This window comes from Streptococcus oralis subsp. dentisani (assembly GCF_002860905.1).
In the GTDB taxonomy this organism is placed as follows: domain Bacteria; phylum Bacillota; class Bacilli; order Lactobacillales; family Streptococcaceae; genus Streptococcus; species Streptococcus oralis_BA.
This window is the reverse complement of the sequence record NZ_PKIG01000003.1, coordinates 87769-113008: the sequence shown is the minus strand read 5'-3', so window position 1 is coordinate 113008 and position 25240 is coordinate 87769. Positions and strand designations below refer to the sequence as shown.

The 25240-nt window shown below is 41.4% G+C and carries 22 protein-coding genes; 4 read left to right on the top strand and 18 right to left on the bottom strand.

Annotated features, from left to right (window positions below; translation table 11 throughout):
* Positions 1 to 171 precede the first annotated feature (171 nt).
* The 4 genes from CYK16_RS06115 to CYK16_RS06100 all read right to left on the bottom strand — a co-directional run bounded on the left by CYK16_RS06115 (position 172) and on the right by CYK16_RS06100 (position 7742).
* Positions 172 to 1689 carry a PTS transporter subunit EIIC gene (locus CYK16_RS06115; protein WP_000477437.1) on the bottom strand — a complete coding sequence of 506 codons (1518 nt, stop codon included), beginning with the start codon at positions 1687 to 1689 and terminating at the stop codon, positions 172 to 174.
* 18 nt (positions 1690 to 1707) lie between these two features.
* Positions 1708 to 2406 carry an N-acetylmannosamine-6-phosphate 2-epimerase gene (locus tag CYK16_RS06110; RefSeq protein ID WP_001135679.1) on the bottom strand — a complete coding sequence of 233 codons (699 nt, stop codon included), beginning with the start codon at positions 2404 to 2406 and terminating at the stop codon, positions 1708 to 1710.
* A gap of 289 nt (positions 2407 to 2695) precedes the next feature.
* A complete protein-coding gene (locus CYK16_RS06105) occupies positions 2696 to 6196 on the bottom strand; it encodes an SIALI-17 repeat-containing surface protein (RefSeq protein WP_101776775.1) in 3501 nt (1166 codons plus the stop codon).
* Between the two features lie 565 nt (positions 6197 to 6761).
* Positions 6762 to 7742 carry an acetylxylan esterase gene (locus CYK16_RS06100; RefSeq protein ID WP_060805271.1) on the bottom strand — a complete coding sequence of 327 codons (981 nt, stop codon included), beginning with the start codon at positions 7740 to 7742 and terminating at the stop codon, positions 6762 to 6764.
* A gap of 367 nt (positions 7743 to 8109) precedes the next feature.
* On the opposite strand from CYK16_RS06100, the gene CYK16_RS06090 reads away from it, so the two are divergent.
* Positions 8110 to 9024 carry an Rpn family recombination-promoting nuclease/putative transposase gene (locus tag CYK16_RS06090; RefSeq protein ID WP_049551070.1) on the top strand — a complete coding sequence of 305 codons (915 nt, stop codon included), beginning with the start codon at positions 8110 to 8112 and terminating at the stop codon, positions 9022 to 9024.
* Between the two features lie 559 nt (positions 9025 to 9583).
* Here the strand turns inward: CYK16_RS06090 and recG are convergent.
* The 14 genes from recG to nrdR form a co-directional block, all read right to left on the bottom strand.
* On the bottom strand, positions 9584 to 11599 hold the full coding sequence (gene recG, locus CYK16_RS06080; RefSeq protein ID WP_060805738.1) for an ATP-dependent DNA helicase RecG: 2016 nt from the start codon (positions 11597 to 11599) through the stop codon (positions 9584 to 9586).
* 18 nt (positions 11600 to 11617) lie between these two features.
* Positions 11618 to 12721, bottom strand: a complete 1104-nt coding sequence (gene alr, locus CYK16_RS06075; RefSeq protein ID WP_060805739.1) for an alanine racemase — start codon at positions 12719 to 12721, stop codon at positions 11618 to 11620.
* Positions 12711 to 13073: a holo-ACP synthase gene (gene acpS, locus CYK16_RS06070; RefSeq protein ID WP_060805824.1), complete on the bottom strand. Its 363-nt coding sequence runs from the start codon at positions 13071 to 13073 to the stop codon at positions 12711 to 12713. The genes alr and acpS overlap by 11 nt, the downstream gene beginning before the upstream one ends.
* A 45-nt stretch (positions 13074 to 13118) precedes the next feature.
* The gene (locus CYK16_RS06065; protein WP_060805740.1) at positions 13119 to 14150 is read right to left on the bottom strand and encodes a 3-deoxy-7-phosphoheptulonate synthase; all 1032 of its coding nucleotides are present in this window, start codon (positions 14148 to 14150) and stop codon (positions 13119 to 13121) included.
* A 1-nt stretch (position 14151) separates the two neighbouring features.
* Positions 14152 to 15183, bottom strand: a complete 1032-nt coding sequence (locus CYK16_RS06060; RefSeq protein ID WP_060805741.1) for a 3-deoxy-7-phosphoheptulonate synthase — start codon at positions 15181 to 15183, stop codon at positions 14152 to 14154.
* Between the two features lie 80 nt (positions 15184 to 15263).
* The gene (secA, locus tag CYK16_RS06055) at positions 15264 to 17777 is read right to left on the bottom strand and encodes a preprotein translocase subunit SecA (protein WP_001274073.1); all 2514 of its coding nucleotides are present in this window, start codon (positions 17775 to 17777) and stop codon (positions 15264 to 15266) included.
* 145 nt (positions 17778 to 17922) lie between these two features.
* Positions 17923 to 18210, bottom strand: coding sequence for a hypothetical protein (locus tag CYK16_RS06050; protein WP_060805742.1), 288 nt, complete (start codon positions 18208 to 18210; stop codon positions 17923 to 17925).
* A 33-nt stretch (positions 18211 to 18243) separates the two neighbouring features.
* Positions 18244 to 18579 (bottom strand): hypothetical protein, encoded by a 336-nt coding sequence (locus CYK16_RS06045; protein WP_060805743.1) that lies wholly within the window; start codon positions 18577 to 18579, stop codon positions 18244 to 18246.
* The gene (locus tag CYK16_RS10900) at positions 18518 to 18646 is read right to left on the bottom strand and encodes a hypothetical protein (RefSeq protein WP_257960391.1); all 129 of its coding nucleotides are present in this window, start codon (positions 18644 to 18646) and stop codon (positions 18518 to 18520) included. Before CYK16_RS10900 ends, CYK16_RS06045 begins: the two co-directional genes overlap by 62 nt.
* Before the next feature lie 16 nt (positions 18647 to 18662).
* Positions 18663 to 19973: a ribosome biogenesis GTPase Der gene (der, locus tag CYK16_RS06040; protein WP_001207696.1), complete on the bottom strand. Its 1311-nt coding sequence runs from the start codon at positions 19971 to 19973 to the stop codon at positions 18663 to 18665.
* Between the two features lie 13 nt (positions 19974 to 19986).
* Positions 19987 to 20700 (bottom strand): NADPH-dependent oxidoreductase, encoded by a 714-nt coding sequence (locus tag CYK16_RS06035; RefSeq protein WP_060805744.1) that lies wholly within the window; start codon positions 20698 to 20700, stop codon positions 19987 to 19989.
* Positions 20697 to 21593 carry a primosomal protein DnaI gene (gene dnaI, locus CYK16_RS06030; RefSeq protein ID WP_060805745.1) on the bottom strand — a complete coding sequence of 299 codons (897 nt, stop codon included), beginning with the start codon at positions 21591 to 21593 and terminating at the stop codon, positions 20697 to 20699. Before dnaI ends, CYK16_RS06035 begins: the two co-directional genes overlap by 4 nt.
* On the bottom strand, positions 21594 to 22763 hold the full coding sequence (locus tag CYK16_RS06025; RefSeq protein WP_060805746.1) for a DnaD domain protein: 1170 nt from the start codon (positions 22761 to 22763) through the stop codon (positions 21594 to 21596).
* The gene (gene nrdR / locus CYK16_RS06020; protein ID WP_033676519.1) at positions 22764 to 23237 is read right to left on the bottom strand and encodes a transcriptional regulator NrdR; all 474 of its coding nucleotides are present in this window, start codon (positions 23235 to 23237) and stop codon (positions 22764 to 22766) included.
* A 139-nt stretch (positions 23238 to 23376) separates the two neighbouring features.
* Here nrdR and CYK16_RS06015 point away from each other — a divergent pair, with 139 nt between their 5' ends.
* The 3 genes from CYK16_RS06015 to CYK16_RS06005 are packed head-to-tail and all read left to right on the top strand — an operon-like array spanning position 23377 to position 25225.
* Complete coding sequence (locus CYK16_RS06015) at positions 23377 to 23742, top strand: GntR family transcriptional regulator (protein ID WP_050261182.1); 366 nt, start codon at positions 23377 to 23379, stop codon at positions 23740 to 23742.
* Between the two features lie 4 nt (positions 23743 to 23746).
* Positions 23747 to 24442, top strand: coding sequence for an ABC transporter ATP-binding protein (locus CYK16_RS06010; protein ID WP_000054197.1), 696 nt, complete (start codon positions 23747 to 23749; stop codon positions 24440 to 24442).
* A 15-nt stretch (positions 24443 to 24457) separates the two neighbouring features.
* Positions 24458 to 25225, top strand: a complete 768-nt coding sequence (locus tag CYK16_RS06005; RefSeq protein ID WP_000498768.1) for a hypothetical protein — start codon at positions 24458 to 24460, stop codon at positions 25223 to 25225.
* Positions 25226 to 25240: the final 15 nt, after the last annotated feature.

Genomic DNA, 25240 nt, shown 5'->3' with positions numbered 1-25240 from the left:
TATGCGTTTTCATTTCATCCGATGCATCCACCACTCTCCTCTGTTTTTTATTAAGTCAGTAAGTACTTATACTCTTCGAAAATCTCTTCAAACCATGCCAGCTTCGCCTTGGCGTACTCAAGTATAGCCTGCGCCTAGCTTCCCAGTTTGCTCTTTGATTTTCATTGAGTATTAATCATCTACACCTAAAATTTCATTAATACTATTTTTATATAAGATTGCTTTTGCTCCATATATTGCTTGAATACCACCCTTCACTTCTAAGACATCAACTGCACCAATTTGTTTTAAAAGTGCTTTATCAACTTGATGAACTTCTTTTACAGCTACACGTAAACGTGTCACACAAGCATCTACATCTTCTATATTATTTGATCCACCCAACGCTCTGATAATTTGTAGGCTATCCTGTTTTAAATGATCTGCAGTATTTGAAGTTGAATCTGTGGATTCAGAAATTTCTTTAGAATCTACTTCTTCTCCTCGTCCTGGCGTTAGAACGTTGAATTGAGTAATGAACCATCTAAAAACAATATAATACAGAACACTCCAAATAAGTCCAAATGGAATCTGAAGAACCCAATTCGTTTTAGCGTTCCCCTGCAAAATTCCAAATAAAGTAAAATCGATTACACCTCCTGAGAATGTGTTTCCTATTGAAATATTTAAGACGTCTGCAATAAAGAAGCTGACACCATCAAGGAATGCGTGTACAACATATAGAACCGGACTGACAAATAGAAACATAAATTCAATTGGTTCTGTAATACCGGTAATAAAAGATGTTAAAGCAACTCCAAAAAACAGACCCGCGTATTTTTTACGACGATTTTTAGGAACACTATGGTACATCGCTAAACAGGCAGCCGGTAAACCGAACATCATTGTTGAGAAACGACCTGCAAAAAACCTTGTTCCTTCTGTAAATAATCCAGAATGAGTCGGGTCGGCTAATTGAGCAAAAAATATTTTTTGAGCTCCAACCACTGTTTGTCCTGCAACAGTTTCAACACCACCAAGTTCAGTATACCAAAACATAGGGTAAATCATATGATGTAAGCCTACTGCTCCAGAAAGTCTCATTAAAAATCCATATAGAAAAGTTCCAATTGGACCCGCCTGAGAAATATATCCACCTGTAGAAACAAGAAGTTGTTGAAAAGGTGGCCAAATAACAAAGAAGACAAAGCCAATTAAGATAGAAGAGAACGATGTAACAATAGGAACGAAGCGTGAACCCCCAAAGAATCCTAAAGCGGAAGGTAATTGAATATTGTTATATCGATTGTGCAAATATACGGCAACTATTCCGACAACTAATGCTCCAATAACTCCAGTATCAATTGCAGATCCTTCTGCCATAAAAAGTTTTACCAGAGCTTTAATCGTTGCAGTCATAACTAAGTAACCAGTTACTCCTGCTAGCGCAGCGGTTCCTTTATCTCGTTTCGCTAAGCCAATACATAATCCCACACAGAGAAGTAGTGATAAATTACTGAATACAACCTCTCCTGCAGAGCTCATTACTTGGAATATTGATTGAAAAAAACTATTGTCTAGTATTGGATAAGTTGCTATCGTGGTTGGGTTTGAAAGTGCACCACCAATCCCCAAAAGTAGACCTGCTGCAGGAAGTATAGCTATAGGTAACATAAAAGCTTTTCCAACTTTTTGTAAAACTTTAAACATAAAATTCCCCCTTACATCTTATTTGAGACCAGCAACAAAGCGTTCTGTAATCTCTTTTGGTCTAGTAATAGCGCCACCAACAACAATACCTCGCACTCCATATCCTAGGATTTGTTTGGCTTGTTCTGGTGTATGAATTTTTCCTTCTGCAATGACATCTACACCAGCATCACAGAGTTTTTTGATCAATTCAAAATCGGGACCATCCACTTTAGGACTGTAAGATGTGTATCCTGATAAGGTTGTTCCGACAAAGTCAATTCCTGCTTCAACGGCTGCCAATCCTTCCTCGAAAGTACTTGTATCAGCCATCAAGAGCTGGTTAGGATATTTTTCCTTAACCTGACGAATGAACTCTTGAATCTCCAAACCATCATAGCGTTCACGCTTGGTACAATCCAGAGCAATGACCTCGATGTCCAGTTCTGCCAGTTCATCAACTTCTTTCATAGTAGCAGTGATGAAGGGTTCTTGCGGTGGATAATCTCGTTTTATTATCCCAATGATTGGAAGGTTTGTAACCTCCTTGATTTCCTTGATATCGCGAACACTATTTGCTCGGATACCGACTGCTCCACCTTGCTCAGCCGCTTTGACCAGCAATGGAATGACTCCTCCCGCTTCTGTATAGAGCGGTTCGTGAGGAAGGGCCTGACAAGAAACGATGATTCCATCTTTGATTTGTGCAATCAAAGCTTCTTTAGTAATCTGTGGCATCCTCTTTCCTCCTTTTCTTTGTTCTTATGAGTTCATTATATACCATTTGTTAAGCGCTTTCAATACTTTGTCATAGAATAGATTTCAGTTTCAAAAGTATTTTATAGAACAGCTGTTTCTGAAAGTAGTTTCAGATAACATAAATATCCGTACCTATTACTCAAAATTACGAATCTTATTATAAACTTCTATATCAATAAAACCAGTCTAGAATTCCCATCTTTTTACAGGACTCCAGACTGGTTTATTTTAGATTAACATAAAAGTTCAAAGAACAACTGAAGACAAATTAACTGTCTTTTCGCTTATAAGAAATCATTGCTCCAAGGAACATTCCTACAAAACCAAGCAAAACTGTTGTTATTGATTTATTCTCACCTGTATCTGGTAACTTAGCCTGTTCATTGTTACCTACTTTATTCTCTGATTGACTAAATCCTGAGTTCTCATTTGTAGATAACAATTTAGATGACAGTGAAAGTTCTTCAACCTTGTTATCTTCTGTAGGATTTTTAAATGGTAGATTGTCAATGGAGCGTCGGAAAGTCATCGCATAAATACTAGAATTGTTAATTTCAAAAATAATCTTTCCATCTTTTTGTTCGAATTCAATAGTGTGTAGTTTTCCTTCTGGATCTACAGCATAAACATTCTCAACGGACTGATCTGTAGCAAAAGTAACAAGGACTTTTCCTTCAAGTTTAACATATCTTCCATTTACGTCCTTCAATTTGATATCAAATGCTTTGTAGTTTAATGAACTTAAATCACTAACTTGAACTTCTTGCATTTGAATACCTATCACATTTTTCAATACTTCTTCTGAAGCTTGAATTTGAATACTTCCTGTTTCATTTTTTAAAATACGTTGTGAACTAGCAATTCCTGTGATAACGTTCTTAGTTTCTGCTTCATCCTTACTGTCTTTATTATTTACTTGTTTATCAGTAGATTTCACTACTGAACTTCCTTCTCCTGAGGTTGATAATGGACCCATATATTCTGGGATTTCTAGTATCGGAGATTCAGTGAAAGGAACTCCTCCTGTAAAGTCTGGCTTAGCTACTGTAGGAGCTGGAAAGTCTCCTAATGTGGATAGAACACCGCTATACTCTGGAACTTCTGTAACAAGTGAGTCGCCTCCGTTAACTCCGCCTGTGAAGTCATGCTGTTCAACTGTTGGAGCCGAGTCTTCTCCTGAGCTTGATAATGTATCACCCATATACTCTGGCTTAGCTACTGTAGGAGCTGGAGAATCTCCTAATGTGGATAGAACACCGCTATACTCTGGAACTTCTGTAACAAGTGAGTCACCCCCATTCACACCACCTTTAAACTCTGGCTTAGCTACTGTAGGAGCTGGAGAATCACCTAATGTGGAGAGAACACCGCTATACTCTGGAACTTCTGTAACAAGTGATTCGTCTCCGTTAACTCCGCCTGTAAAGTCATGCTGTTCAACTGTTGGGGCCGATTCTTCTCCTGAGGTTGATAATACACCCATATACTCTGGGATTGCCAGTATAGGAGATTCAGTGAAAGGAACTCCACCTTTAAACTCTGGCTTATCTACTGTAGGAGCTGCAAAGTCACCAGATGTACCTAAAATACCAGAATCTTCTTTTCCACTATCTTTTTTTGGATCTAATTTCCCAGCTAAATCCTTATCCGAATCCTTCTTAGAAGGCTCCACTTCTTTATCTTCAACATAGACAGGATCTTTTGGTTGACCCGCAATATAAGAACGAACCCAATCCAGCTGCTCTTTTGATAAAACTAAACCTCCACTGCGGCTTCCTACAACACCATTTTGGTGAACTCCAATTAAAGCACCTTTGTCATTATAAAGACCACCACCAGACGCTCCAGGTTTCGTACCTCCATAGCTAATTCCCTCTATTCCAGAGCCGAAGTCTGTAGTTCCTACTACTTTGCTATCTAAAACTGGACTTAGCTTGTTATCTGGAAAACCATAGACCGAAACTGAATCCCCCTCTGCAACTTTCGAAGATTGTTTTACAACCTCTACAGGAGTTACTCCTTTTACTGCTTCTTTTAACCGAACCAAAGCTAAGTCATTTTTAAATCCAAATACTGAATCTTTCTTATTCCAATAAACAATATCATCATCTGAAAAATTCACAGACAACCCATTCGGTAAAGTTGCTTTATACACTGTATTGGTACGACCAGACTTAGTAACTACCTCAGAACCTTTAACTGTTAAGAAATTATGAGCGACTGTTAACACCAAATTGGGTGCAATTAAAGTACCTGACCCCGACCCATCTGGCGTTTGAATGTGCGTTGTAGCATAGAAATTTTCTGAGCCATTCGGAGCTTGTAACACCTCTTTACTAGGTACAGGTAAGTTCGATTTACCACTCAAATCGACTTTACCAACTTCAGTTCTTGCAAAATCCGAAGAAGACGTAGATGGAGGAGTTACCGAATCTACTACCGCTCTTATAATTGTATCACCTAAAGCTAACTTACTGACATAGTCATCAGACCAAGTAGTATCACTTGCTAGTTTGTTAATTGGCACTCCGTTATAGGATACCACTTTAGCTGTTGGGGAAGTTGCTATTAACTGTTTGAAGTCTGGATTTTGTCTTAAATGAAAATTCAAGCCACTTCCAACAGGACCTTCCTGAACAACCTTATCTGAAATCAAACGAGTTCCTTTAGTATCTTCCACTCGAAGTAGAACACGACCTTTTTCTTCACCTTTTACTAAAGTAGCTCGACCTTTTTCATCAAAACTATACAAAGCACCGTCAATCTCAGACTCTACATCTTTTAAAGCTATATGATTTTCATCATAGTAGTAACGGTTTGCACCATCTATATACCAACCCTTTATACCATATTTATCAATCATAGAACGAATCCAAGTTCTGTGCTTTTCCGTAAAGATAGTACCACCGCCAATACGCTCACTCTCAGGAGCGTTTGAAGTATTTGTTCCGTGCTGGTGGATACCGACTACCTCTCCCTTATCATTAAACAAAGGAGCACCTGAAAAACCTCCTAAAGCTGAGGAATGATAAGTGACTGCACCACTCTCTTTATTGATACTGCTCACAGTTGTTGAGACTGAATAAGCCTTACCGTCTTTCAATCGAGCTTTATTTTCTTTACTTAAATTTGGAGTAGAAAAATCATTGGGATATCCGACCATAGTGATTTCATCACCAGTAGAAACCTCTTTATCGCTCAACTCTCTTGGAGAGTCCTCACCTCCCGTCATAGCTTCTACAGGCTTTTTAGTAACTACTACCGCTAAGTCATTACCATATTCTTTACCAAAATTCTTCTCATCATACAAATGAATAGAGTCTTTTTCAAGAGACTCGGATACCCCTGATGTGGGTACTTTGTTACTCTTCTCTGTTTCTGAGTTCATCACAACATAACTACGAGCAGACTCTCCACCACGTAAGACCGCAGACTTGTCTTCTTGATTTTTATCATAGTAATTATGAGCTACTGTCACCATGACATTTGGCGCTACAAAGACACCACTACCAGAAGCCGTTTGTTTTCCACTTGTTCCGCTATCATAAGTGGTGTAAGTCATAGCAACACCTTCTGCAGATTTACTATGAACATCCACATCTTTTATATCGTTACCACCCTGAATAACATCAGCAGCAACGACTCCACCACCAATAACTGGTAAGTCTGGTGCAGCTAATCCAATCACTGCAGATAGTGTCAAACAACCAACCAAACCATAAGCTTTGGATTTACGAAATTTTCCCAAACCTTTTAAACATACAAACATGCATTACCTCACTTTAACTTTCAAAGTTAATTTATCCAAGTATATTCTAAAAAATAAAATATTACAGTTTCCATTAGCATAACACTCTCTACTTTGATTCTTACAATAAAAATAGCTATAGATTATTTTGTTGCTTTACAAATGCTATTTAAGTACTGTATCTCCAGGAATATAGTTTTTTATAAGATATTATCCTAATCAGAAAAACTAAGTTATACATAAACTTATATATAAATGTTCATTTGTAGCCAAACTGTATATTTTCTTATAAATTATAACATATTTCACAGACGCTTTCCAATGTATTGAAATAGCTTATACCCAACTAGATAGAAAATGAATTGTTTGACACCACAGCCCAGAAAAAAACTCATACTCAATAAAAATCAAAGAGCAAACTAGGAAGCTAGCCGCAGGCTACTCAAGACACTGTTTTGAGATTACAGATAAAGCTGACGTAGTTTGAAGAGATTTTCGAAGAGTATGAATTTCAAAGTATATATGAACTAGAATATTTGCTAACTAGATTCTGTACAAAAAGAGAGCTACTGGGCTCTCTCATTTATCATTTTACATACTTAAAAGGAATCTCACTACCACACAGCCAGTTGTAGACTTGATCATTAACAAATACATTCATGGCTTCGTGGGCATACTCAGGCATGATGCGATAGGCTTTATCGCAGGTCAGACGGTTGTAAATCGCAAATTGGGTAATAGGATAGCAAACATCGTCGTCCAAGCCCGTAATCATCTTAACCTCACCCTTGATACGATGGGCAAGATTTTTCACATCTATATAGTCCAGGGTCGACATGATTTCCTCCTCAGTTTCATGGAAGGGGTCGTGAAACTTGAAATAACGGAAAAGTTCGTCGTAAGCTTCACTGGTATTGCCAATCTCAAGCACTCGTCTGAAGTCTGACAAGAAAGGATAGATGGCAACAGTTTTCTGAATCCGAGGATTGAGCGCTGCCGCAACCAAGGCTAGAGCCCCTCCTTGTGAAGCACCATAGCTAGAAAGACGCTCCTCATCAACCTGAGGCAGACTAGCAACAATTTCAACCAACTGGTAAATATCCAGATAAACATCCTTATAAAAGAGGTGATCCCGACCTTCCACAGCACCACGGATAATATGCCCCTTAACTGTATTTCCTAGAGGAGAACGCAAGCCGTCTTGTGAGTAACCCGACTGCCCCCGCACATCCATGGAAACAACACCGTAACCAGCCACGGTGAAGGCCAGCATGTCGGCCCAGTCCCAGCCACGTCCCATATAACCATGGAAATGGAAGATTAGTGGAACCTTCTCCTCACTCTTTGGAAGAACGACGCGTGCATAAACCTTGCCTTCATTGGTTCCTTCAAACGTTAACTCATAGCAACTAACTTGAGGAATGTGGAAATTTCTTTCCTCCAACTGGTAGGCTGGAAGAGTTGAAACTTTTTTCACTTCCTCATCCCAGAAAGCATCAAAGTCTTCTGGGACCTCATCCCGTCCTCTATAAGTCTTGATTTCTTCTAATAAAGCTGGATTTTTCATAGCATGCTCCTTTTATTTTGTAATCGCTATCACAACTGTAGCATATCTAGAAAAGCAATGCAAGAAAGAAGGGTAATACTCTTCGAAAATCTCTTCAAACCACGTCAGCTTCGCCTTGCCGTATATATATGTTACTGACTTCGTCAGTTCTATCTGCAACCTCAAAACAGTGTTTTGAGCAACCTGCGGCTAGTTTCCTAGTTTGCTCTTTGATTTTCATTGGGTCACTTCTAAAACTAACTTCCAGTTTTGGGAGAGAGAGGGAAGTTACTTTGAGAAGTTACGCTTTTTTACGAATAAATAGATAGAAGCACTAAATCTAGTCAACCTAGAGGTAAAAATGTGCTATAATAAAAGGAGAGAAAGAATGATTCTCAGACATCCGGGCATTAGCCCGACCAATGATTTAGTGGCTAAGAAGATTTTTAGCAACCCAGAAATCACTTGTCAATTTATTCGCGATATGCTGGACTTACCAGCCAAAAATGTGACCATTTTGGAGGGAAGCAATATTCACGTATTACCCTCCATACCTTATTCAGTGCAGGATTTCTATACCAGTATAGACGTTTTAGCGGAGTTAGACAACGGCACCCAGGTTATTATCGAAATACAAGTGCATCATCAGAATTTTTTCATCAATCGCCTGTGGGCTTACCTATGCAGTCAGGTCAATCAAAATCTAGAAAAAATTCGTCAACAAGAAGGAAACACTCACCAGAGTTACAAACACATCGCACCAGTATACGCAATTGCTATTGTGGATAGTAATTATTTCTCAGATGACCTAGCCTTTCACAGTTTCAGTATGCGTGAGGACACGACAGGTGAGGTTTTAACCATTACCAACAATGGTCAGGAAAACCATTTAGTTAAGATGGCGTTCTTGGAACTAAAAAAATACAGAGAAACCAGCAAAGATAGCATTCGCAAACCGTGGTTGGAGTTTTTTGGGAATAAACCCTTTACTCAGGAACCCGAGCGAGCCATCAGCCAGGCAGACCAACTGCTGGACTACAAGAGCTGGTCCGAGGAGGACAGGAAGATGTTTAGTCAACTACGTATGCGAGAAGAACAAGCCTTGTTAGCGCAGGACTATGCCTTGGAACAAGCTAGGGCAGAAGGGATTGAACAGGGACTGGAGCGTGGAAAAGTTGAAGGAAGTTTGTCTATGCTACTAAATCTAGTCCGTCAAGGTCTTTTGCCTTCTGAAGTTGCCAGTCAACAGTTGGGTATGACTGTCTCTGAGTTTGAAGAACTATTGAAAGAGCATCATAAATAAGAACTAAAAAATATAGAGAAACCAGCAAAGATAATATTCGCAAGCCGTGGTTGGAGTTTTTGTAAATCATTAAATCAATGACAGATTTTTCCGTAATAGATGGAAGAATCTGTTTTTTTAGTTATGCTAGATGTTGGCTCTGAAATATTAAGATATAGTGTATTGAAATAAGATATGAACAAAGAAATTAGGAAAGTCAAATTATAGTTAAATGAAATAAAAACTGAACAAATTGATCGCGGAATTCAAACTAATTTCTAAAAATGTTTTAGAAAACTAGGTGTACTATTCCAGATTCAATCTACTATAATTTCTAGAATTTTTTTAGAATCCGCAGTGTGCTATTTTAGATTCAATAAATTGTGCTTTTAGAAACAAAAAAGAGCATTTCGCTCTTTCTTCCTTCTCTTCAATCTTAATTTTTTACTTCTTTCTTTTGGAAAGTGGTTTGGTAGTTTACTTTAATCGTTACTGTCATATGAGAGTCCTCGTTTCTTTTTGATGACTCTAGTATAAGGGGCAAACCTGAAAGCTAGCTTAAGTTTTCCTTAGAGAAAGCTTAATCTAAATGTTCTTTCTTTTCCAAATGAAGAGCAATCATGCGCCACTCTGGATCCTCTTGCCAGCCTTCAATAGAACTAATGTAACTAGCAACTTTTCTAGCTTCTTCTAAAATCGGAAAATCTTCGATAATATCAGCTACTTGGAACTCTGGAAGACCTGACTGTCTGGTTCCAAAAATTTCACCTGAACCACGCATTTTCAAATCTTCCTCCGCAAGGACAAATCCATTGGTGGTTTCTGTCATGATGCGCATGCGGTCTTTCCCAGAATCCGTCTTGGGATTGGCAACGAGAACCGCATAGGACTGCTTGTCTCCCCGACCCACACGACCTCTAAGCTGGTGAAGCTGGCTGAGACCGAAGCGATCGGCATCCATGATAATCATGACGGTCGCATTGGGAATATTGACCCCTACCTCGATAACCGTCGTTGAAACCAGAATATCCGTTTTTCGCTCTTTGAACTCCTGCATAATCTGGTCTTTTTCGTCACTCTTCATCTTACCATGTAGAAGAGCCACCTCTGCCTTACCAGCAAAATGAGCCGTCAATTCCTCAGATAAAGCAATAGCATTTTTCAAATCCAGAGCTTCTGATTCTTCAATCAAGGGAGAGATGACATAGGCTTGTGAACCTTTTTGAATTTCCCCCTCTAACCAAGTCAAGACCTGAGATAGTTGCTCATGCTTGATCCAGCGTGTCACAATAGGCTTCCGCCCTGCTGGCATCTGGTCAATAATGGAAACATCCATATCGCCAAATGCCGTGATAGCCAGCGTCCGTGGTATGGGAGTCGCCGTCATCATGAGGACATCTGGGTTGTCGCCTTTTTCTCTCAGAACACGCCTTTGCCCTACACCAAAGCGGTGCTGCTCATCGATGATAATCAAGCCAAGACGAGCATAATCTACCCCATCCTGAATCAGAGCGTGGGTTCCGATAATCAAATCAGCCTCACCCTTGGCAATAGTCTCCAAGACTTCTCTCTTTTCTGCAGCTTTCAAGGAACCTGTCAAAAGAGCCAGTTTCAAGTCTGGAAAAAGGTTCTGTAAACTCTCAAAATGTTGCTCTGCGAGGATTTCTGTTGGTACCATTAGGGCAGCCTGATAACCAGCTGTCACCGCCGCAAACATGGCCAAGCCAGCAACCACAGTTTTTCCGCTCCCCACATCACCTTGTAAGAGACGATTCATGTGGTGGTCGGACTTCATGTCTGTCAAAATTTCCTGCAAACTCTTTTCCTGAGCTTGGGTTAGGTCAAATGGCAGATTTTCTTTAACAGCTGTCACTTTTTCCTGAGACCAATTCAGAACCAGACCGCTTCCCTGAACTCTGTTTTTAGACTTGAGCGTCTGCAATTGCATTTGGAAATAAAAGAGTTCCTCAAACTTGATACGGCGAAGGGCCTGCTTGTATTCTGCCAAATCCTTAGGGAAATGCATGGCTCGAACTGCCTGACAACGGGACATAAGTTTGTATTTATCCAGTAAAGACTGGGGCAGATTTTCCTCAATCAAGAGGTCCAGCCCCTGATCAAAGGCTGTCTTGATGACCTTGACCAGACTTGCCTGACTGATTCCTTGAGCCAAACGATAGACAGGCTGGAGGTCATCTTCCACCTGAGCTAGGACCTTCATCCCAGTTAGACTAGCCTTGGCACGATCCCATTTTCCAAAGACAGCAAGAGTTGCTCCCAACTCTATCTTATCAGCCAGATAGGGCTGGTTAAAGAAATTCACCGCAAAAACAACTTCTCCCTGTTTGAGGCTAAAGCGCAGGCGATTGCGCTTGAAACCATAATACTGGACACTAGCAGGAGTCACGACTTGACCAGAAAGAACCGCCTTTTCACCGTCTTCCAGCTCCAGCACTTGCTTAGTTTTGAAGTCTTCATAACGGAAAGGAAAGTAGAGCAAGAGGTCTTGCAAGTTTTCAATTCCAAGTTTGGCGTATTTTTCTGCTGACTTTGGTCCCACACCAGGTAAGACATGCAAGGGTTGATGTAGATTCATGCTCCACTCCTTTCTTTTCTAATAATATTCTCTCGGAATGCGGTCGCTGAGAAGACAAACCACCTCATAGTTAATAGTGCCACGGTAGGTCGCTACCTGAGTAGCTGTGATTTCCTTGCCCCCATTAGAACCAATGAGGGTGACTTTTGTTCCTAAGGGATAAAGCTTAGGCAGACGAATGGTGATTTGGTCCATAGAAACTCGTCCGACGATTGGGCAAGCTTGGCCATCTACCAAGACGGAGAAATTCTGCATGTCACGTGTCCAACCATCCGCATAGCCGATTGGCACAGTCGCGATGACTTGCTCGCTATCTGCCTGATAGGTCGCTCCATAGCCCATACAAGCTCCAGCTGGAACCATCTTGACATGAACCAGAGCAGATTCCAAGGTCAAGGCTGGAGTCAAGTCATAAGGCAAGTCCAAGACCTCTCCGCTAGGATTAAGACCATACATGGCATCTCCCATACGGACGGCATTGAAAATAGTCTCTGCATGCCACAGAGTCGTTGCAGAATTGCTAGCATGTATCAGCTCTGGGACTTCCTTCATACTAGCCAAAATAGTTTTAAACCGTTCTAACTGGGCATTAAAGTAGTAATCTGATTCTTCATCAGCAGTCGCAAAGTGGGTAAAAATCCCTTCAACACGAGCACCGTATTGTTGGAGCAAAGCTTGAGCCTGCTCAACCTCACTTGCTTCTCTAAAACCGATCCGTCCCATTCCTGAATCAATCTTGAGGTGGACTGTCAATCCAGTTAGATCCACTTCCTTATCTAAGAGTGCTTGAATCCACTCCAGTCCAGCCACTGTCAAGGTGATGTCGTATTCTTTAGCTAGAGCAACAGCTTCTAGCTCAGAAACTCCTAAAATGAGGATTTTCTTGCTGAGTCCAGCCTGTCTGAGTTCAATGGCTTCATCAATATTGGAAACGCAAAAGCCATCAACTTCATCCTGAATCGCCGTCGCAACAGCAACAGCCCCATGCCCATAGGCATTAGCCTTGACTACTGCAAATTTGAGCGTTCCTTGAGGGATATGAGCCCCCATTTGCTGAATATTGTGTCGAATAACTCCAAGATGAATCAGAGCCTTGGTTGGTCTATGTGGACTAGCTTTCATGATTTTCCTCCAAAATGACACTGGCTGTCACAAACTGATCTGTATGGCTGATAGACAGCCAAATCTTTCCTGAAAATGGTGACTGACTAAAATAAGGCGCCCCGCGCTCATTGTTCAAGACTTCCAAATCTTGAAAACCGAGCTTGCCAATACCAGTTCCTATGGCCTTGGAAAAGGCTTCTTTAGCCGACCAGCGACCAGCCAAATATTCAATTTGTCTGCGCCCTTTGAGACTGGCAAATCGCTCCATTTCCTTAGTGGTCAGCACGCGCTTGGCAAAACCTTCATGTCGTGTAACTGCGCTTTCTATCGAAGCCAACTCTTCGATATCAATTCCATGTCCAACTATCATACTCATCAAAAGGAGTTGAGAATCCCCCAACTCCATCCTTTTCACTTATTTTGTCAAGGTAGCATAAATCTCTTCTACCAAGGCCTCTGTATTTTCCCAACCTAGGCAAGGGTCGGTAATAGAGCAACCAAAAACCTCTGGTTGGTTTTGACGACCATCTGCTAGGTAAGATTCAATCATAAAGCCTCGAACTGTCTTTTTAATCTTCTCATTCCAATTACGATTTTGCAAGGTCTGACGAACAATTCGAATCTGCTCCATATATTGCTTGCCTGAATTATCATGGTTGGTATCAATGAGAATAAAGGGATTTTCAAGTCCCATGGCTTCATAGCGTTCAATGGCATTTAGCAAGGTCTCATAGTAAAAGTTAGGCTCATTTTTCCCATATTCATTAACTGCACCACGAAGGATGACGTGAGCCAAGGGATTTCCTGAAGTCTCAACTTCTTGACCATGGAAGAGGAAGGTTTGTTTGTTTTGGGCGGCATAGATACCGTTAAACATAACACCAAGATTCCCAGAGGTTGGATTTTTCATCCCGACTGGTGCATCAATCCCTGAAGCCACAAAACGGTGCTCTTGGTCTTCCACAGAACGAGCCCCCACAGCATGGTAGCTGACCAAATCATCTACCAATACCAGATTTGACGGATAAAGCATCTCATCTGCCGTTGTCAAACCAGTCTCTGTAATCACACGATAGTGCAACTGGCGCACAGCCTGCAAGCCGTTAATCAAACTAGGCGCCTTAGAGGTATCTGGTTGGTGAACCAGACCTTTATAGCCGTCTCCGTTAGTGCGAGGTTTAGCTGTATAAACACGCATAACCATGAAAATTTTGTCCGCCACCTTCTTTTGCAAGGCGGATAAACGGCGAGCATATTCCAAGACAGCCTCTTCATTGTCAGACGAGCAAGGACCAATCACCAAAAGGATCCGGTCATCTTCTCCTGAAATAATGTCTGCCATTTCTCTATCACGACGCTCCTTTAGACGCAAGGCTTCCGCAGACAATTGGGTTTCTGCCTTGATTGCTTCAATATCGATTTCTTGACCTTTTTCAATAAATGCCATCTTATTCTCCTAGCGTTTGGTAGATTTCTCTGACGAGGACTTCCGTATTTTCCCAGCCAAGGCAAGGATCTGTGATAGACTTGCCAAATACTTCTGGTTCGTTCTGACGGCCGTCTTCTAGATAAGACTCAATCATAAAGCCACGAACGTACTGCTTGATTTTTTCATTCCAATCACGGTTAATCAAGGTCTGGCGGACAATTCGAATCTGGTCCATGTATTGCTTACCAGAATTGTCATGATTGGTGTCCACAATAATAAAAGGATTTTCCAAGCCCATCTTCTCATACTGAGCAATAGTATCCATCAAATTATCATAGTAGTAGTTAGGAATATTCTTACCATACTCATTGATTGCTCCACGAAGAATGGCGTGCGAAAGCGGGTTCCCAGTTGTTTCCACTTCTTTTCCTAAGAAAAGGAAGCTTTGTTTGTTTTGAGCAGCATAAATCCCATTAAACATGACATTGAGATTTCCAGAGGTTGGATTTTTAAACCCAGTAGCAAAATCTGCCCCACTTGCCACAAAGCGGTGTTGCTGGTCTTCAACTGAACGGGCACCAACCGCCATGTAAGAAATCAAATCATCCACAAGCGGAAGATTTTCAGGATAAAGCATTTCATCAGCTGTTGTCATACCTGTTTCTGTGATAACACGATAATGAAGATGTCGAACGGCTTTGATTCCGTTGATGAGGCTAGGGGCTTCTGTCGCATTAGGCTGGTGAATCAAGCCCTTATAGCCATCTCCGTTGGTACGGGGTTTAGCAGTATAAACACGCATAACCATAAAGATACGGTCTGCCACTTCTTCTTGCAAAGTTGCCAAACGCTTAGCGTACTCAAGAACAGCTTCTTCATTGTCAGATGAGCATGGCCCGATTACCAAGAGAATCCGTTGGTCTTCTCCACGTATAATGGCTTCTAGCTCTTGATCACGCTGTGATTTTCTCTCTAAAGCTTGACCTTCTAATTTTGATAAGGCACGAACTTCTTCAATATTAATTTTAGGACTTTTTGCTGTAAATACCATAACTCATCTCCTTATAAATCAAACGGATACCAAGTAAAAATTTACTTTTCACAAGGTATCCGCCTCTAAACTATCTCATTTTATTGTCTTTTACCGTGACAGTTTTTAAACTTCTTACCAGAACCACATGGGCAAAGTTCATTCCGTCCAATCTGACTCAAATCCAAATCTTCTGGTATATTTGCTTGGTGGGCAGCGATATTACGAGTCGCTGTTGTACTGATATGGTGTTCTGCTTGTGGTCTTTCTTGTTCATGAATTTGTGCTTTCATCATCAAGCGTGTCACATCAAACTCAATCGAACCAATCATGTCATTAAACATACGGAATCCTTCTGCCTGATACTCAACAACAGGATTGTTCTGAGCATAGCCACGAAGTCCAACCGCGTTACGCAATTGATCGAGGGCATCGATATGATCTGTCCACTTGTTATCTACCACTCGTAGAATCAAGACTTTTTGGAATTCTTTAACTGCTTCTTCATCGCGTAGTTTTGAAACCTGACTATCGTAAACTTGCAAGGCACGTTGGAAGAGCTCTTCCTTAATTGCCTTATCAGACAAGCCTGACAAGTCTTCCATCGTAATCGAATCTTCTGGAAGCAAGTTGTACTTAGCAAAGTTCAAAATTGCTTCGAGTTTTTCATCTTGTTTGGCACGCGCATGACCATCAACGACACGACCAATCGTGCGTTTGATCATAGCCTGAATTTCAGGTGCCAAGTCACGGTCTGCAGTAATGACGTCGTAACGTTGAGCGTAGATAATCTCACGTTGTTCACGCATGACATCATCGTATTGAAGGACTTGTTTACGGGTATCGTAGTTATTTCCTTCGACACGTTTTTGTGCTGCTTCAACCTGACGTGTCAACATACGAGACTCAATCGCCTCTTCAGACATATTCAAACGTTCAAAGATTCCCTTCAAGCGTTCAGAACCAAAACGTTTCATCAAATCATCTTCAAGAGAGAGGTAGAATTGTGACTCACCTGGATCTCCTTGACGACCTGAACGTCCACGAAGCTGGTTATCGATACGACGGCTTTCATGTCGTTCTGTACCAATCACACAAAGTCCACCCAATTCGCGAACCCCTTCACCAAGCTTGATGTCAGTACCACGACCGGCCATGTTTGTTGCGATAGTAACGGCACCACGTTGACCAGCATTCATGATGATTTGGGCTTCTTTATAGTGGTTTTTAGCATTCAAGACTTCGTGAGGAACGCCAGCTGCGACCAATTTCTTAGAAATGTAGTCACTGGTTTCAACCGCTACTGTACCAACCAAGACAGGCTGACCCTTTTGGTAACGAGCCTTAACATCTTCGACAACCGCCTTAAACTTAGCCTCGATACTTGCATAAAGAAGGTCTGAGTGGTCAATACGTTGAACAGGACGGTTTGTTGGGATTGGAATAACACGAATGTTGTAAATTTCACGGAATTCTTCTTCCTCAGTCTTACCTGTACCCGTCATACCAGACAGTTTCTTGTACATACGGAAAAGGTTTTGGTAAGTGATTGAGGCAGATGTCTTGGTTTCATCCTGGATCGGCACACCTTCTTTGGCTTCAATGGCTTGGTGCAAGCCATCAGAATAACGACGACCTTCCATAGTACGACCTGTAAATTGGTCGACAATCAAGATTTCTTGTTCTTCGCTCACCACATAGTCAATATCGAGAAGCATGATGTAGTTGGCACGAAGGGCGTTATCGATAAAGTGAGTCAGAGCTACGTTTTCGATGTCATAGAGGTTTTCAAGCTTGAAGTAGCTTTCCGCCTTGTCAATCCCTGAATCAGACAAACCAATGGTCTTAGACTGCACATCAATGATGTAGTCGTCTTTGTCCAAAGATTTTACATAGTGGTCTGCCATGTGGTATAACTGACTGGTTTCAACCGCGTTGGCACCTGATACGATCAAAGGTGTACGGGCTTCGTCAATCAAGATAGAGTCAACCTCATCGACCAAGGCATAGTTAAGCGGACGTTGTACCATGTTTTCAGCGCGAACGACCATGTTATCACGAAGGTAGTCAAATCCGATTTCTGAGTTGGTTGAGTAAGTAATATCACACTCATAGGCTTCTTTTTTCTCCATTGGAGATTTAGCAGCCAAGTTAATCCCTACTGACAAACCAAGCCATGAGTACAATTCACCCATCTCAGTCGCATCACGCTCTGACAGGTATTCATTGACCGTAACTACGTGAACCCCTTTACCTGAAAGGGCATTGAGGTATACGGGCATGGTCGCAGTCAAGGTTTTCCCTTCCCCTGTACGCATCTCTGGCACGTCACCATGGTGAAGAACGATTCCCCCCATAACCTGAACCTTATATGGGAAGAGACCTAGGACACGTTTAGCACCCTCACGGACAACCGCAAATGCTTCATAAAGCAATGAATCCAGTGATTCTCCATTTTGATAACGTTCTTTAAATTCAACTGTTTTTGCTTTTAGTTGGTCGTCAGTCAAAGCAGCCATTTGGTCTTCGTATTTGAAAACCTTGTCAGCCATCTTTTCCAGACGACGGATTTCTCCTTTATCATTTTCGATAATTGTTTTTAAAATATTAGCCATGTTTTTCCTTACTTTAAATTCCGAATATTTTAGAATGTTCTTTTAATTTTAGCACAATTACTGATTATTTTCAAGGAAGAATCCCCATTTTGAAAAGGAAAAAGAGGCTAGTTTCCAAGCTAACCTCTCTAACTTTTATGATACTTTAATTGCCAAAAATCGGCAAAAGAGCAAATAGGATAAATAGGTTAATCCATAAAGAAAGACAGCAGATGAGTCCAAAAATAAAGAGACTGACTTTCTTGGACAGCAAGGCCATCAAAATGGACAGAACACCAAAAACTAGCAATATTTTCTGCATACTGAGGAGATTGATAGATATTCCCAGAACTGGTTTATCCCAAGGAACAAAGAAGAAAGCAAGCCAGATCAGCAGAACTAACCCAATATAAACCTTGGAATAGCGTGTAATAAATGATGTTAGATGTGCCATAAGCCACCTCCTACAAATAGAAACCGATATAAATCAATGCCTTCCGCCTTTAGACTTCTCTAACTCCTTTCTTAGTCTAAGCATTTTTTGGGAGAAGATATAGATTAACCAATCACTGGCAAAAGCGATAAGTAAAAGTAATAGCCAGATGCCCCAAGACTTGATATCTGTCACATTTCTCAAGACGATATTGAAAAACAGGACTGAAAAAACTGTCCAAGCAAGGCTAAAAAGAGCATAGAGGGGGATGTAAACCCAGTAAAAATAATAAAAAATTGGGAAAAATTTACTATCTCTATTAGCCTTGTCAATCCAGCTGAAAAAGTAAAAACAGGGAAGTATGATTAAGAATGTAAACAAATGTTCCATCAGTGGCACCTCCTTTTGATAGCGTTTTCTTCAACTTCATTCTATCAAAAAAATCTGGAAATGTCATTCCAGATTCTACTTTTTTATTTGCGTTTTCTTGCGATGAGATGGATTGGTGTTCCTTCAAAGACAAAGGCCTTGCGGATTTGATTTTCCAAGAAACGCAGGTAAGAAAAGTGCATGAGTTCTTCTTCGTTGACAAAGATAACAAAGGTTGGTGGTTTGGTTGCCACTTGGGTCGCATAGAAAATCTTAAGGCGTTTTCCTTTGTCTGTCGGTGTTGGGTTGATGGCAATAGCATCCATAATAACATCGTTCAAGACAGCTGATGGGATACGTGTGTTTTGACTTTCGCTGATTTGCTTAATCATCTCAGGCAGTTTGTGGAGACGTTGCTTGGTCAAGGCTGATACAAAGATAATCGGTGCGTAAGGCAGGTATTGGAACTGCTCACGGATATCTTCTTCCCAGTTTTTCATAGTGTGGTTGTCTTTTTCAAGCGTATCCCACTTGTTGACCACGATAATCATCCCTTTACCAGCTTCATGGGCAAATCCTGCGATACGCTTGTCGTATTCACGGATACCCTCTTCAGCATTGATGACCATCAAGACCACATCTGAACGGTCAATAGCACGCATGGCACGCATGACAGAGTATTTCTCTGTATTTTCATAAACCTTACCAGATTTACGCATACCAGCCGTATCGATCATGGTAAACTCTTGACCATCTGTATCTGTAAAGTGTGTATCAATGGCGTCACGAGTTGTTCCAGCAACGGGACTAGCAATGACACGGTCTTCTCCCAAAATAGCGTTAATCAAGCTTGATTTTCCAACGTTTGGACGACCAATCAGGCTAAACTTAATCACATCTGGATTTTCTTCTTCATATTCATTTGGAAGATTTTCTACGATAGCATCTAGCACATCCCCTGTACCGATACCATGGACAGATGAGATAGGCAGTGGTTCACCCAAACCGAGGGCATAGAAATCATAGATATCATTTCGCATTTCAGGGTTATCCACCTTGTTCACTGCGAGGATGACTGGTTTGTGGGTCTTATAAAGCTTACGGGCTACGTATTCGTCTGCATCGGTAATTCCTTCCTTACCAGACACCACAAAGACGATAACATCGGCTTCTTCCATGGCAATTTCTGCCTGGTGCTTGATTTGTTCCATGAAAGGAGCATCGACATCATCGATTCCTCCTGTATCAATCATGCTAAACGAACGATTGAGCCACTCACCCGTCGCATAGATACGGTCACGTGTCACTCCTTCGACATCTTCTACAATGGAGATTCGCTCACCAGCGATCCGATTAAATAGGGTTGATTTCCCAACATTGGGACGTCCTACAATGGCAATAGTTGGTAGGGCCATAATTTCTCACTTTCTACAATAACTTCTTCTGTTCAAGATTTTTTCTAGTTGAGCTTGGTTCTGCTTGACCAAACTGTTCTGCTAGGCGCTGACTCCAGCTTGTGGTTGCACGCGCCCCAGCATAGTCGGCCTGTACACGGTCATAAGACTCAATCACATCAACTGTTTGTTCCTGATATTCTTCCTCAAAAACCACCTGATGCAATGGCAAGCGAGGTTTGACTTCATGTTCCTCATTTGGTACACCTAGTGCCATCCCAAAGACAGGATAGGTGTAGTCAGGCAGGTTAAAGAGCTCTGCCACTTCTTCGGACTTGTATCGAACCAAGCCAATAATCACACCACCATAGCCCAAACTTTCAGCTGCCAGCAGGGCATTTTGTCCAGCAAGAGCCGCATCGACTGAACTAATCAAGAGACCTTCCACACCTTGGGGTTGGAATGTATCGGTATGGAGTCGTGCTCCCTTTTCTGCTCGGTTCAAATCTCCGACAAAGAGAAGGAAAACAGCAGACTGGCGAATAGCCTCTTGAGGCACTAATTCATACAAGGCATCTTTCTTCTCTTGACTTCGTACCACAATCACAGAGTAGGATTGGAAATTCTTCCAAGACGAGGCCATCTGGGCTGCTGTCAGGATTTCAGTCAAGTCTTCTTGAGGAAGGACTTGTTCCTTAAATCTTCGAACAGACTTATGAGCTTTCATCAGTTTAATCGTTTCTGTCATCGACGGTTTACTCCTTCTAAACGAGTCTCCTCAGCCAAATAACGGATGCGTTCCATGACCCGTCTAGCTTCCCAGGTTTCGTCATTTCCATGTTTCCCTTTAGCGAAATGCTGCTCCAATTCTTCAAAGTTGAAGTTGGAGGTGAAAAAGGTCGGTAAATTTTCCTGCATGCGATATTGGAGAATGACCTGGAGGATTTCGTCACGCACCCAAGCTGTTGATTGCTCGGCACCAATGTCATCTAAAATCAGGACTTCAGACAGTTTAAGCTCATCTACCAAGGTCTTGACATTACCATCACCGATAGCATTTTTGACATCAATGACAAAGCTAGGATAGTGGAGGAGAGTGGATGAAACACCGCGTTTTTCTGATAAATCATGAGCCAAGGCAGCCACCATGAAACTTTTACCCACACCAAAGTCTCCATATAAGTAAAGACCTTTTCGAATAGCTGGATATTGCTCCACGAAGGCTAATAGCTTTTCAAAAACTGGCAAGCGCCCCAAATCATCCAAATCAACTTGAGCCAAACTAGCTTTCCTGAGACTAGCTGGCAGATTGATTAACTTGAGACGGTTCTTAATAGCCGCTTCTTTTTCCGCTGCAATTAGTTCAGGAGTTTCTTCGTAAGAAACATCCGCATAGCCATGATTCATAACCAAAATCGGCTTGTAGCCTTTGGCAATATAATCCGTATCCCCACGGAGAAATTTGTCACGCTCGGTGATGTACTGATTAAACTTGGAGATACTGCGATTTAATTCCTCTGGAGTAAGGGATTCCTGCTGGATAAAGGCCGCAACATCAGGATCCTTCATGATTTTCTGGACCAAGTCTTGATAATGAAAACGGCTAGGTTGACGTTTGAGTACGTCTCCGACACTTTCCATCTAATCTCCTCCTTTTTCTAATCGAGCTAATAGTTCTTGTTTCTTACGCTCTAATTCCAGACGAGTTTCCTCACTGGTTTCATTTTTATAATCTGGATTACTCCACTTAGGTACATTGGACTTGGCAGGACTAGGGGTACTGCTTTTTTGAGCCTGATTCTTCTGCCCTCGCTCACGGATGCGCAATACTGCCTCTTCTGCTGAATGAATCTTTTGATAGGCATAGTCATTGGCTACCTTCATGGCATATTTCTCATTGATATTTGCCGAATCTACCTTATTAAAAGTCAACAAGAGAATAATATTGATGACTTCGTCCAGCAAGCCCAAGCCAGCCATCTGTTGCAAGAGTTCTCTTTCTGTTTGGGTAATGGTTCCCTTGCGTGTTTGCTTGATTTCTGCCAAGAACTGCAGGGCAGTCTTACTTTTAGCTTCTTTGATAATGGTCGCTTCCTTAGGACTAAAGTCAGAGGAAATCGGTTTTTGAGCAATTTTTTCCCGCATTCGTTTGGTTGAAATAACCTGGGAAACAGCTGTTGACTTAGCCAATTGATAGGTTTCAAACCAAGTCCATTTCTTCTCCTCGGCAATGGCAAAGAGGTTTAAGACATCGGACTGCTCATCCGCAAAGCGAAGCCCATCTCGAGCCATAAGCTGACGAAAATGGTCTAAGTCAAAATCGTTGGCCACTTTCTTCTTGAGACCAAGATCTTCTTGACTTCCCAGCTCTGCCAAGTCTGGAAAGACTTGATTGAGTGAGACAGGTATTTCTTCTCCCTCAGCACTCTCAACTCTCAAATCCTCCACAGCAGCATCGCCAATTTTTTTCTCCAAAAGTCTGCGATAAACAGGATGCTCCAAGAAGTCTTGACTAGATAGAGGAGCCTGAATGGCTAACTGATAAACATCCCCCTTTTGATAGAGGGTTAAGAGATTAAAAGCAGATAGGATTTTCAAGGATTTTATCAGTCTATCCATCCCAAAGTTGAGATGGTTAAGAATGCTTGAAAAAAGATATTCCTTTCTACCATTATCCCAAAAACTGATTGTATAAAGATAAAGGCTCAGTGCCTCCTGACCGATAATCGGGAGGTAGCACTGTACCAGAGATGAGGTATCTTGCGACACCCGATTATTCTTTAGATAAGAAAAACGGTCAATTGGCTTCATTTATTTTTCCTTTTTCTTTTTAGAGGACTGGGTGATTTGTTGGAGCAAGCTCTCTAACTCACTAACATCCTTAAAACTACGATAGACACTGGCAAAACGCACATAGGTAATCTCATCTAACTCAGCCAACTCCTCCATGACGAGTGAACCAATGTCCTCACTTTGAATTTCATTTTCATTTCGACCACGGAGTTTCTGTTCGATACGATTGACTACCATGTTGATTTCATCACTTGACACAGGACGTTTCTGGGCTGAGCGGATAATCCCATTAAAGATTTTATCTCTGGAGAATTGTTCCCGTGTGCCATCTTTTTTAACAACCACTAAGGTTCTTTCTTCTACTCGTTCGTAGGTTGTAAAACGGTGTTGGCATTCATCGCACTCACGTCTTCTACGAATAGTGTTCCCTTCTTCTGCTTGGCGACTATCGATAACACTTGACTTGGTAGCCCCACATTTTGGACAACGCATCCTTTCCCTCCTTATCGTTTTCTTTTCATTATACCATTTTTTAAACGATTCCCAAAACAATTCTTCTTTTTGCTTGACAAGTTTTTTGTTTTGTTGTATTATTTAATTAAGACAAAGAGATGAGAGAAAGGAGACCAAGATGTCCTGGACATTTGACAACAAAAAACCCATCTATTTACAGATTATGGAGAAAATCAAGCTTCAGATTGTTTCCCATACACTGGAGCCCAATCAACAACTTCCAACCGTAAGAGAGCTAGCTAGCGAGGCCGGTGTCAATCCAAACACCATCCAAAGAGCCTTGTCAGACCTTGAACGAGAAGGATTTGTCTACAGCAAGCGCACAACTGGACGATTTGTGACTGAAGATAAAGAGCTGATCGCCCAATCACGCAAACAATTATCGGAAGAAGAATTGGAACACTTCGTTTCCTCCATGACCCATTTTGGCTATGAAAAAGAAGAACTACCAAGCGTAGTCGGCGATTATATTAAAGGAGTTTAAGCCTATGTCATTACTAGCATTTGAAAATGTATCCAAATCATATGGAGCAACACCAGCCCTTGAAAATGTTTCTCTTGACATTCCAGCTGGAAAAATTGTCGGTCTTCTTGGGCCAAATGGCTCAGGAAAAACAACCCTGATTAAACTCATCAATGGCCTCTTGCAGCCAGATCAAGGACGCGTCCTTATCAACGATATGGACCCAAGCCCAGCAACCAAGGCTATCGTAGCTTATTTGCCAGATACGACCTATCTCAATGAGCAAATGAAGGTCAAGGAAGCCCTAACCTACTTCAAGACCTTCTATAAAGATTTCAATCTGGAACGCGCCCATCATCTACTTGCAGACCTGGGCATTGATGAAAATAGTCGTCTCAAGAAACTATCAAAAGGGAACAAGGAAAAGGTCCAACTGATTTTGGTTATGAGCCGTGATGCTCGTCTCTACGTTCTGGACGAACCCATTGGTGGAGTGGATCCAGCAGCCCGTGAGTATATCCTCAATACCATTATCAACAACTACTCCCCAACTTCTACCGTTTTGATTTCTACCCACTTGATTTCTGATATTGAGCCAATCTTGGATGAAATTGTCTTCCTCAAAGACGGAAAAGTCGTTCGTCAAGGAAATGTAGATGATATTCGCTATGAGTCAGGTGAATCCATTGACCAACTCTTCCGTCAGGAATTTAAGGCCTAAGCAAAGGAGATTATTATGTTTTGGAATTTAGTTCGCTACGAATTTAAAAATGTTAACAAGTGGTATTTAGCCCTTTACGCTGCCGTGCTAGTCCTTTCCGTCCCCATAGGAATGCAAGGACACTACTATTCTTATGTATCTTTCAAAGATAGCCAACCTTTCCTATTTATCTTTCTGGCTCTCGTCTTCGGTGGCTTGATAATTACACTGGGGATTTCAACTCTTTTCTTAATCATTAAACGCTTCAAAGGTAGTGTATATGACCGACAAGGCTATCTGACTTTGACCTTGCCAGTTTCTGAGCACTATATCATCACTGCTAAATTAGTCGGAGCCTTCATCTGGTCTATCCTTAGCTCGGCTGTACTGGCTCTAAGTGCTGTTATTATTGTGACTATAACGGTTCCAGAATGGATATCAAATTCTGAGTTGATTCCACTTGTAGGAACATACCTTCCTCAACTCTCTCTTATGGGGGTATCCTTCCTGCTTAGTACAATCTCAGGAATCCTCTGCATTTACTTGGCCATTTCTATTGGACAACTGTTCAATGAATACCGTACAGCACTCGCTATTGTAGCCTACATTGGAATCCTAATCGTCATTGGATTTATTGAAGTCTTCTTCAATACCAGTGCTAACTTCTATGTCAATTCACTTGCAGGATTTAATGATAATTTCTATATGGGAACAAGCATAGGTATTGTTGAAGAACTCATTTTCATAGCTATCTTTTATCTCGGAACCTACTATATCTTGAGAAACAAGGTTAATTTGCAATAAGTTTTAAAGTCTAGC

Coding starts and splice junctions, on each gene's coding strand:
- acpS (WP_060805824.1), bottom strand. CDS start 13,073: ATGATAGTTGGACATGGAATTGATATCGAAGAGTTGGCTTCGATAGAA.
- der (WP_001207696.1), bottom strand. CDS start 19,973: ATGGCCCTACCAACTATTGCCATTGTAGGACGTCCCAATGTTGGGAAA.
- CYK16_RS06110 (WP_001135679.1), bottom strand. CDS start 2,406: ATGCCACAGATTACTAAAGAAGCTTTGATTGCACAAATCAAAGATGGA.
- CYK16_RS06045 (WP_060805743.1), bottom strand. CDS start 18,579: ATGGAACATTTGTTTACATTCTTAATCATACTTCCCTGTTTTTACTTT.
- alr (WP_060805739.1), bottom strand. CDS start 12,721: ATGAAAGCTAGTCCACATAGACCAACCAAGGCTCTGATTCATCTTGGA.
- nrdR (WP_033676519.1), bottom strand. CDS start 23,237: ATGCGTTGTCCAAAATGTGGGGCTACCAAGTCAAGTGTTATCGATAGT.
- CYK16_RS06035 (WP_060805744.1), bottom strand. CDS start 20,700: ATGACAGAAACGATTAAACTGATGAAAGCTCATAAGTCTGTTCGAAGA.
- CYK16_RS06115 (WP_000477437.1), bottom strand. CDS start 1,689: ATGTTTAAAGTTTTACAAAAAGTTGGAAAAGCTTTTATGTTACCTATA.
- CYK16_RS06100 (WP_060805271.1), bottom strand. CDS start 7,742: ATGAAAAATCCAGCTTTATTAGAAGAAATCAAGACTTATAGAGGACGG.
- CYK16_RS06015 (WP_050261182.1), top strand. CDS start 23,377: ATGTCCTGGACATTTGACAACAAAAAACCCATCTATTTACAGATTATG.
- secA (WP_001274073.1), bottom strand. CDS start 17,777: ATGGCTAATATTTTAAAAACAATTATCGAAAATGATAAAGGAGAAATC.
- CYK16_RS10900 (WP_257960391.1), bottom strand. CDS start 18,646: ATGACATTTCCAGATTTTTTTGATAGAATGAAGTTGAAGAAAACGCTA.
- recG (WP_060805738.1), bottom strand. CDS start 11,599: ATGAATCTACATCAACCCTTGCATGTCTTACCTGGTGTGGGACCAAAG.
- CYK16_RS06065 (WP_060805740.1), bottom strand. CDS start 14,150: ATGGCATTTATTGAAAAAGGTCAAGAAATCGATATTGAAGCAATCAAG.
- CYK16_RS06050 (WP_060805742.1), bottom strand. CDS start 18,210: ATGGCACATCTAACATCATTTATTACACGCTATTCCAAGGTTTATATT.
- CYK16_RS06090 (WP_049551070.1), top strand. CDS start 8,110: ATGATTCTCAGACATCCGGGCATTAGCCCGACCAATGATTTAGTGGCT.
- CYK16_RS06060 (WP_060805741.1), bottom strand. CDS start 15,183: ATGGTATTTACAGCAAAAAGTCCTAAAATTAATATTGAAGAAGTTCGT.
- CYK16_RS06005 (WP_000498768.1), top strand. CDS start 24,458: ATGTTTTGGAATTTAGTTCGCTACGAATTTAAAAATGTTAACAAGTGG.
- CYK16_RS06025 (WP_060805746.1), bottom strand. CDS start 22,763: ATGAAGCCAATTGACCGTTTTTCTTATCTAAAGAATAATCGGGTGTCG.
- dnaI (WP_060805745.1), bottom strand. CDS start 21,593: ATGGAAAGTGTCGGAGACGTACTCAAACGTCAACCTAGCCGTTTTCAT.
- CYK16_RS06105 (WP_101776775.1), bottom strand. CDS start 6,196: ATGTTTGTATGTTTAAAAGGTTTGGGAAAATTTCGTAAATCCAAAGCT.
- CYK16_RS06010 (WP_000054197.1), top strand. CDS start 23,747: ATGTCATTACTAGCATTTGAAAATGTATCCAAATCATATGGAGCAACA.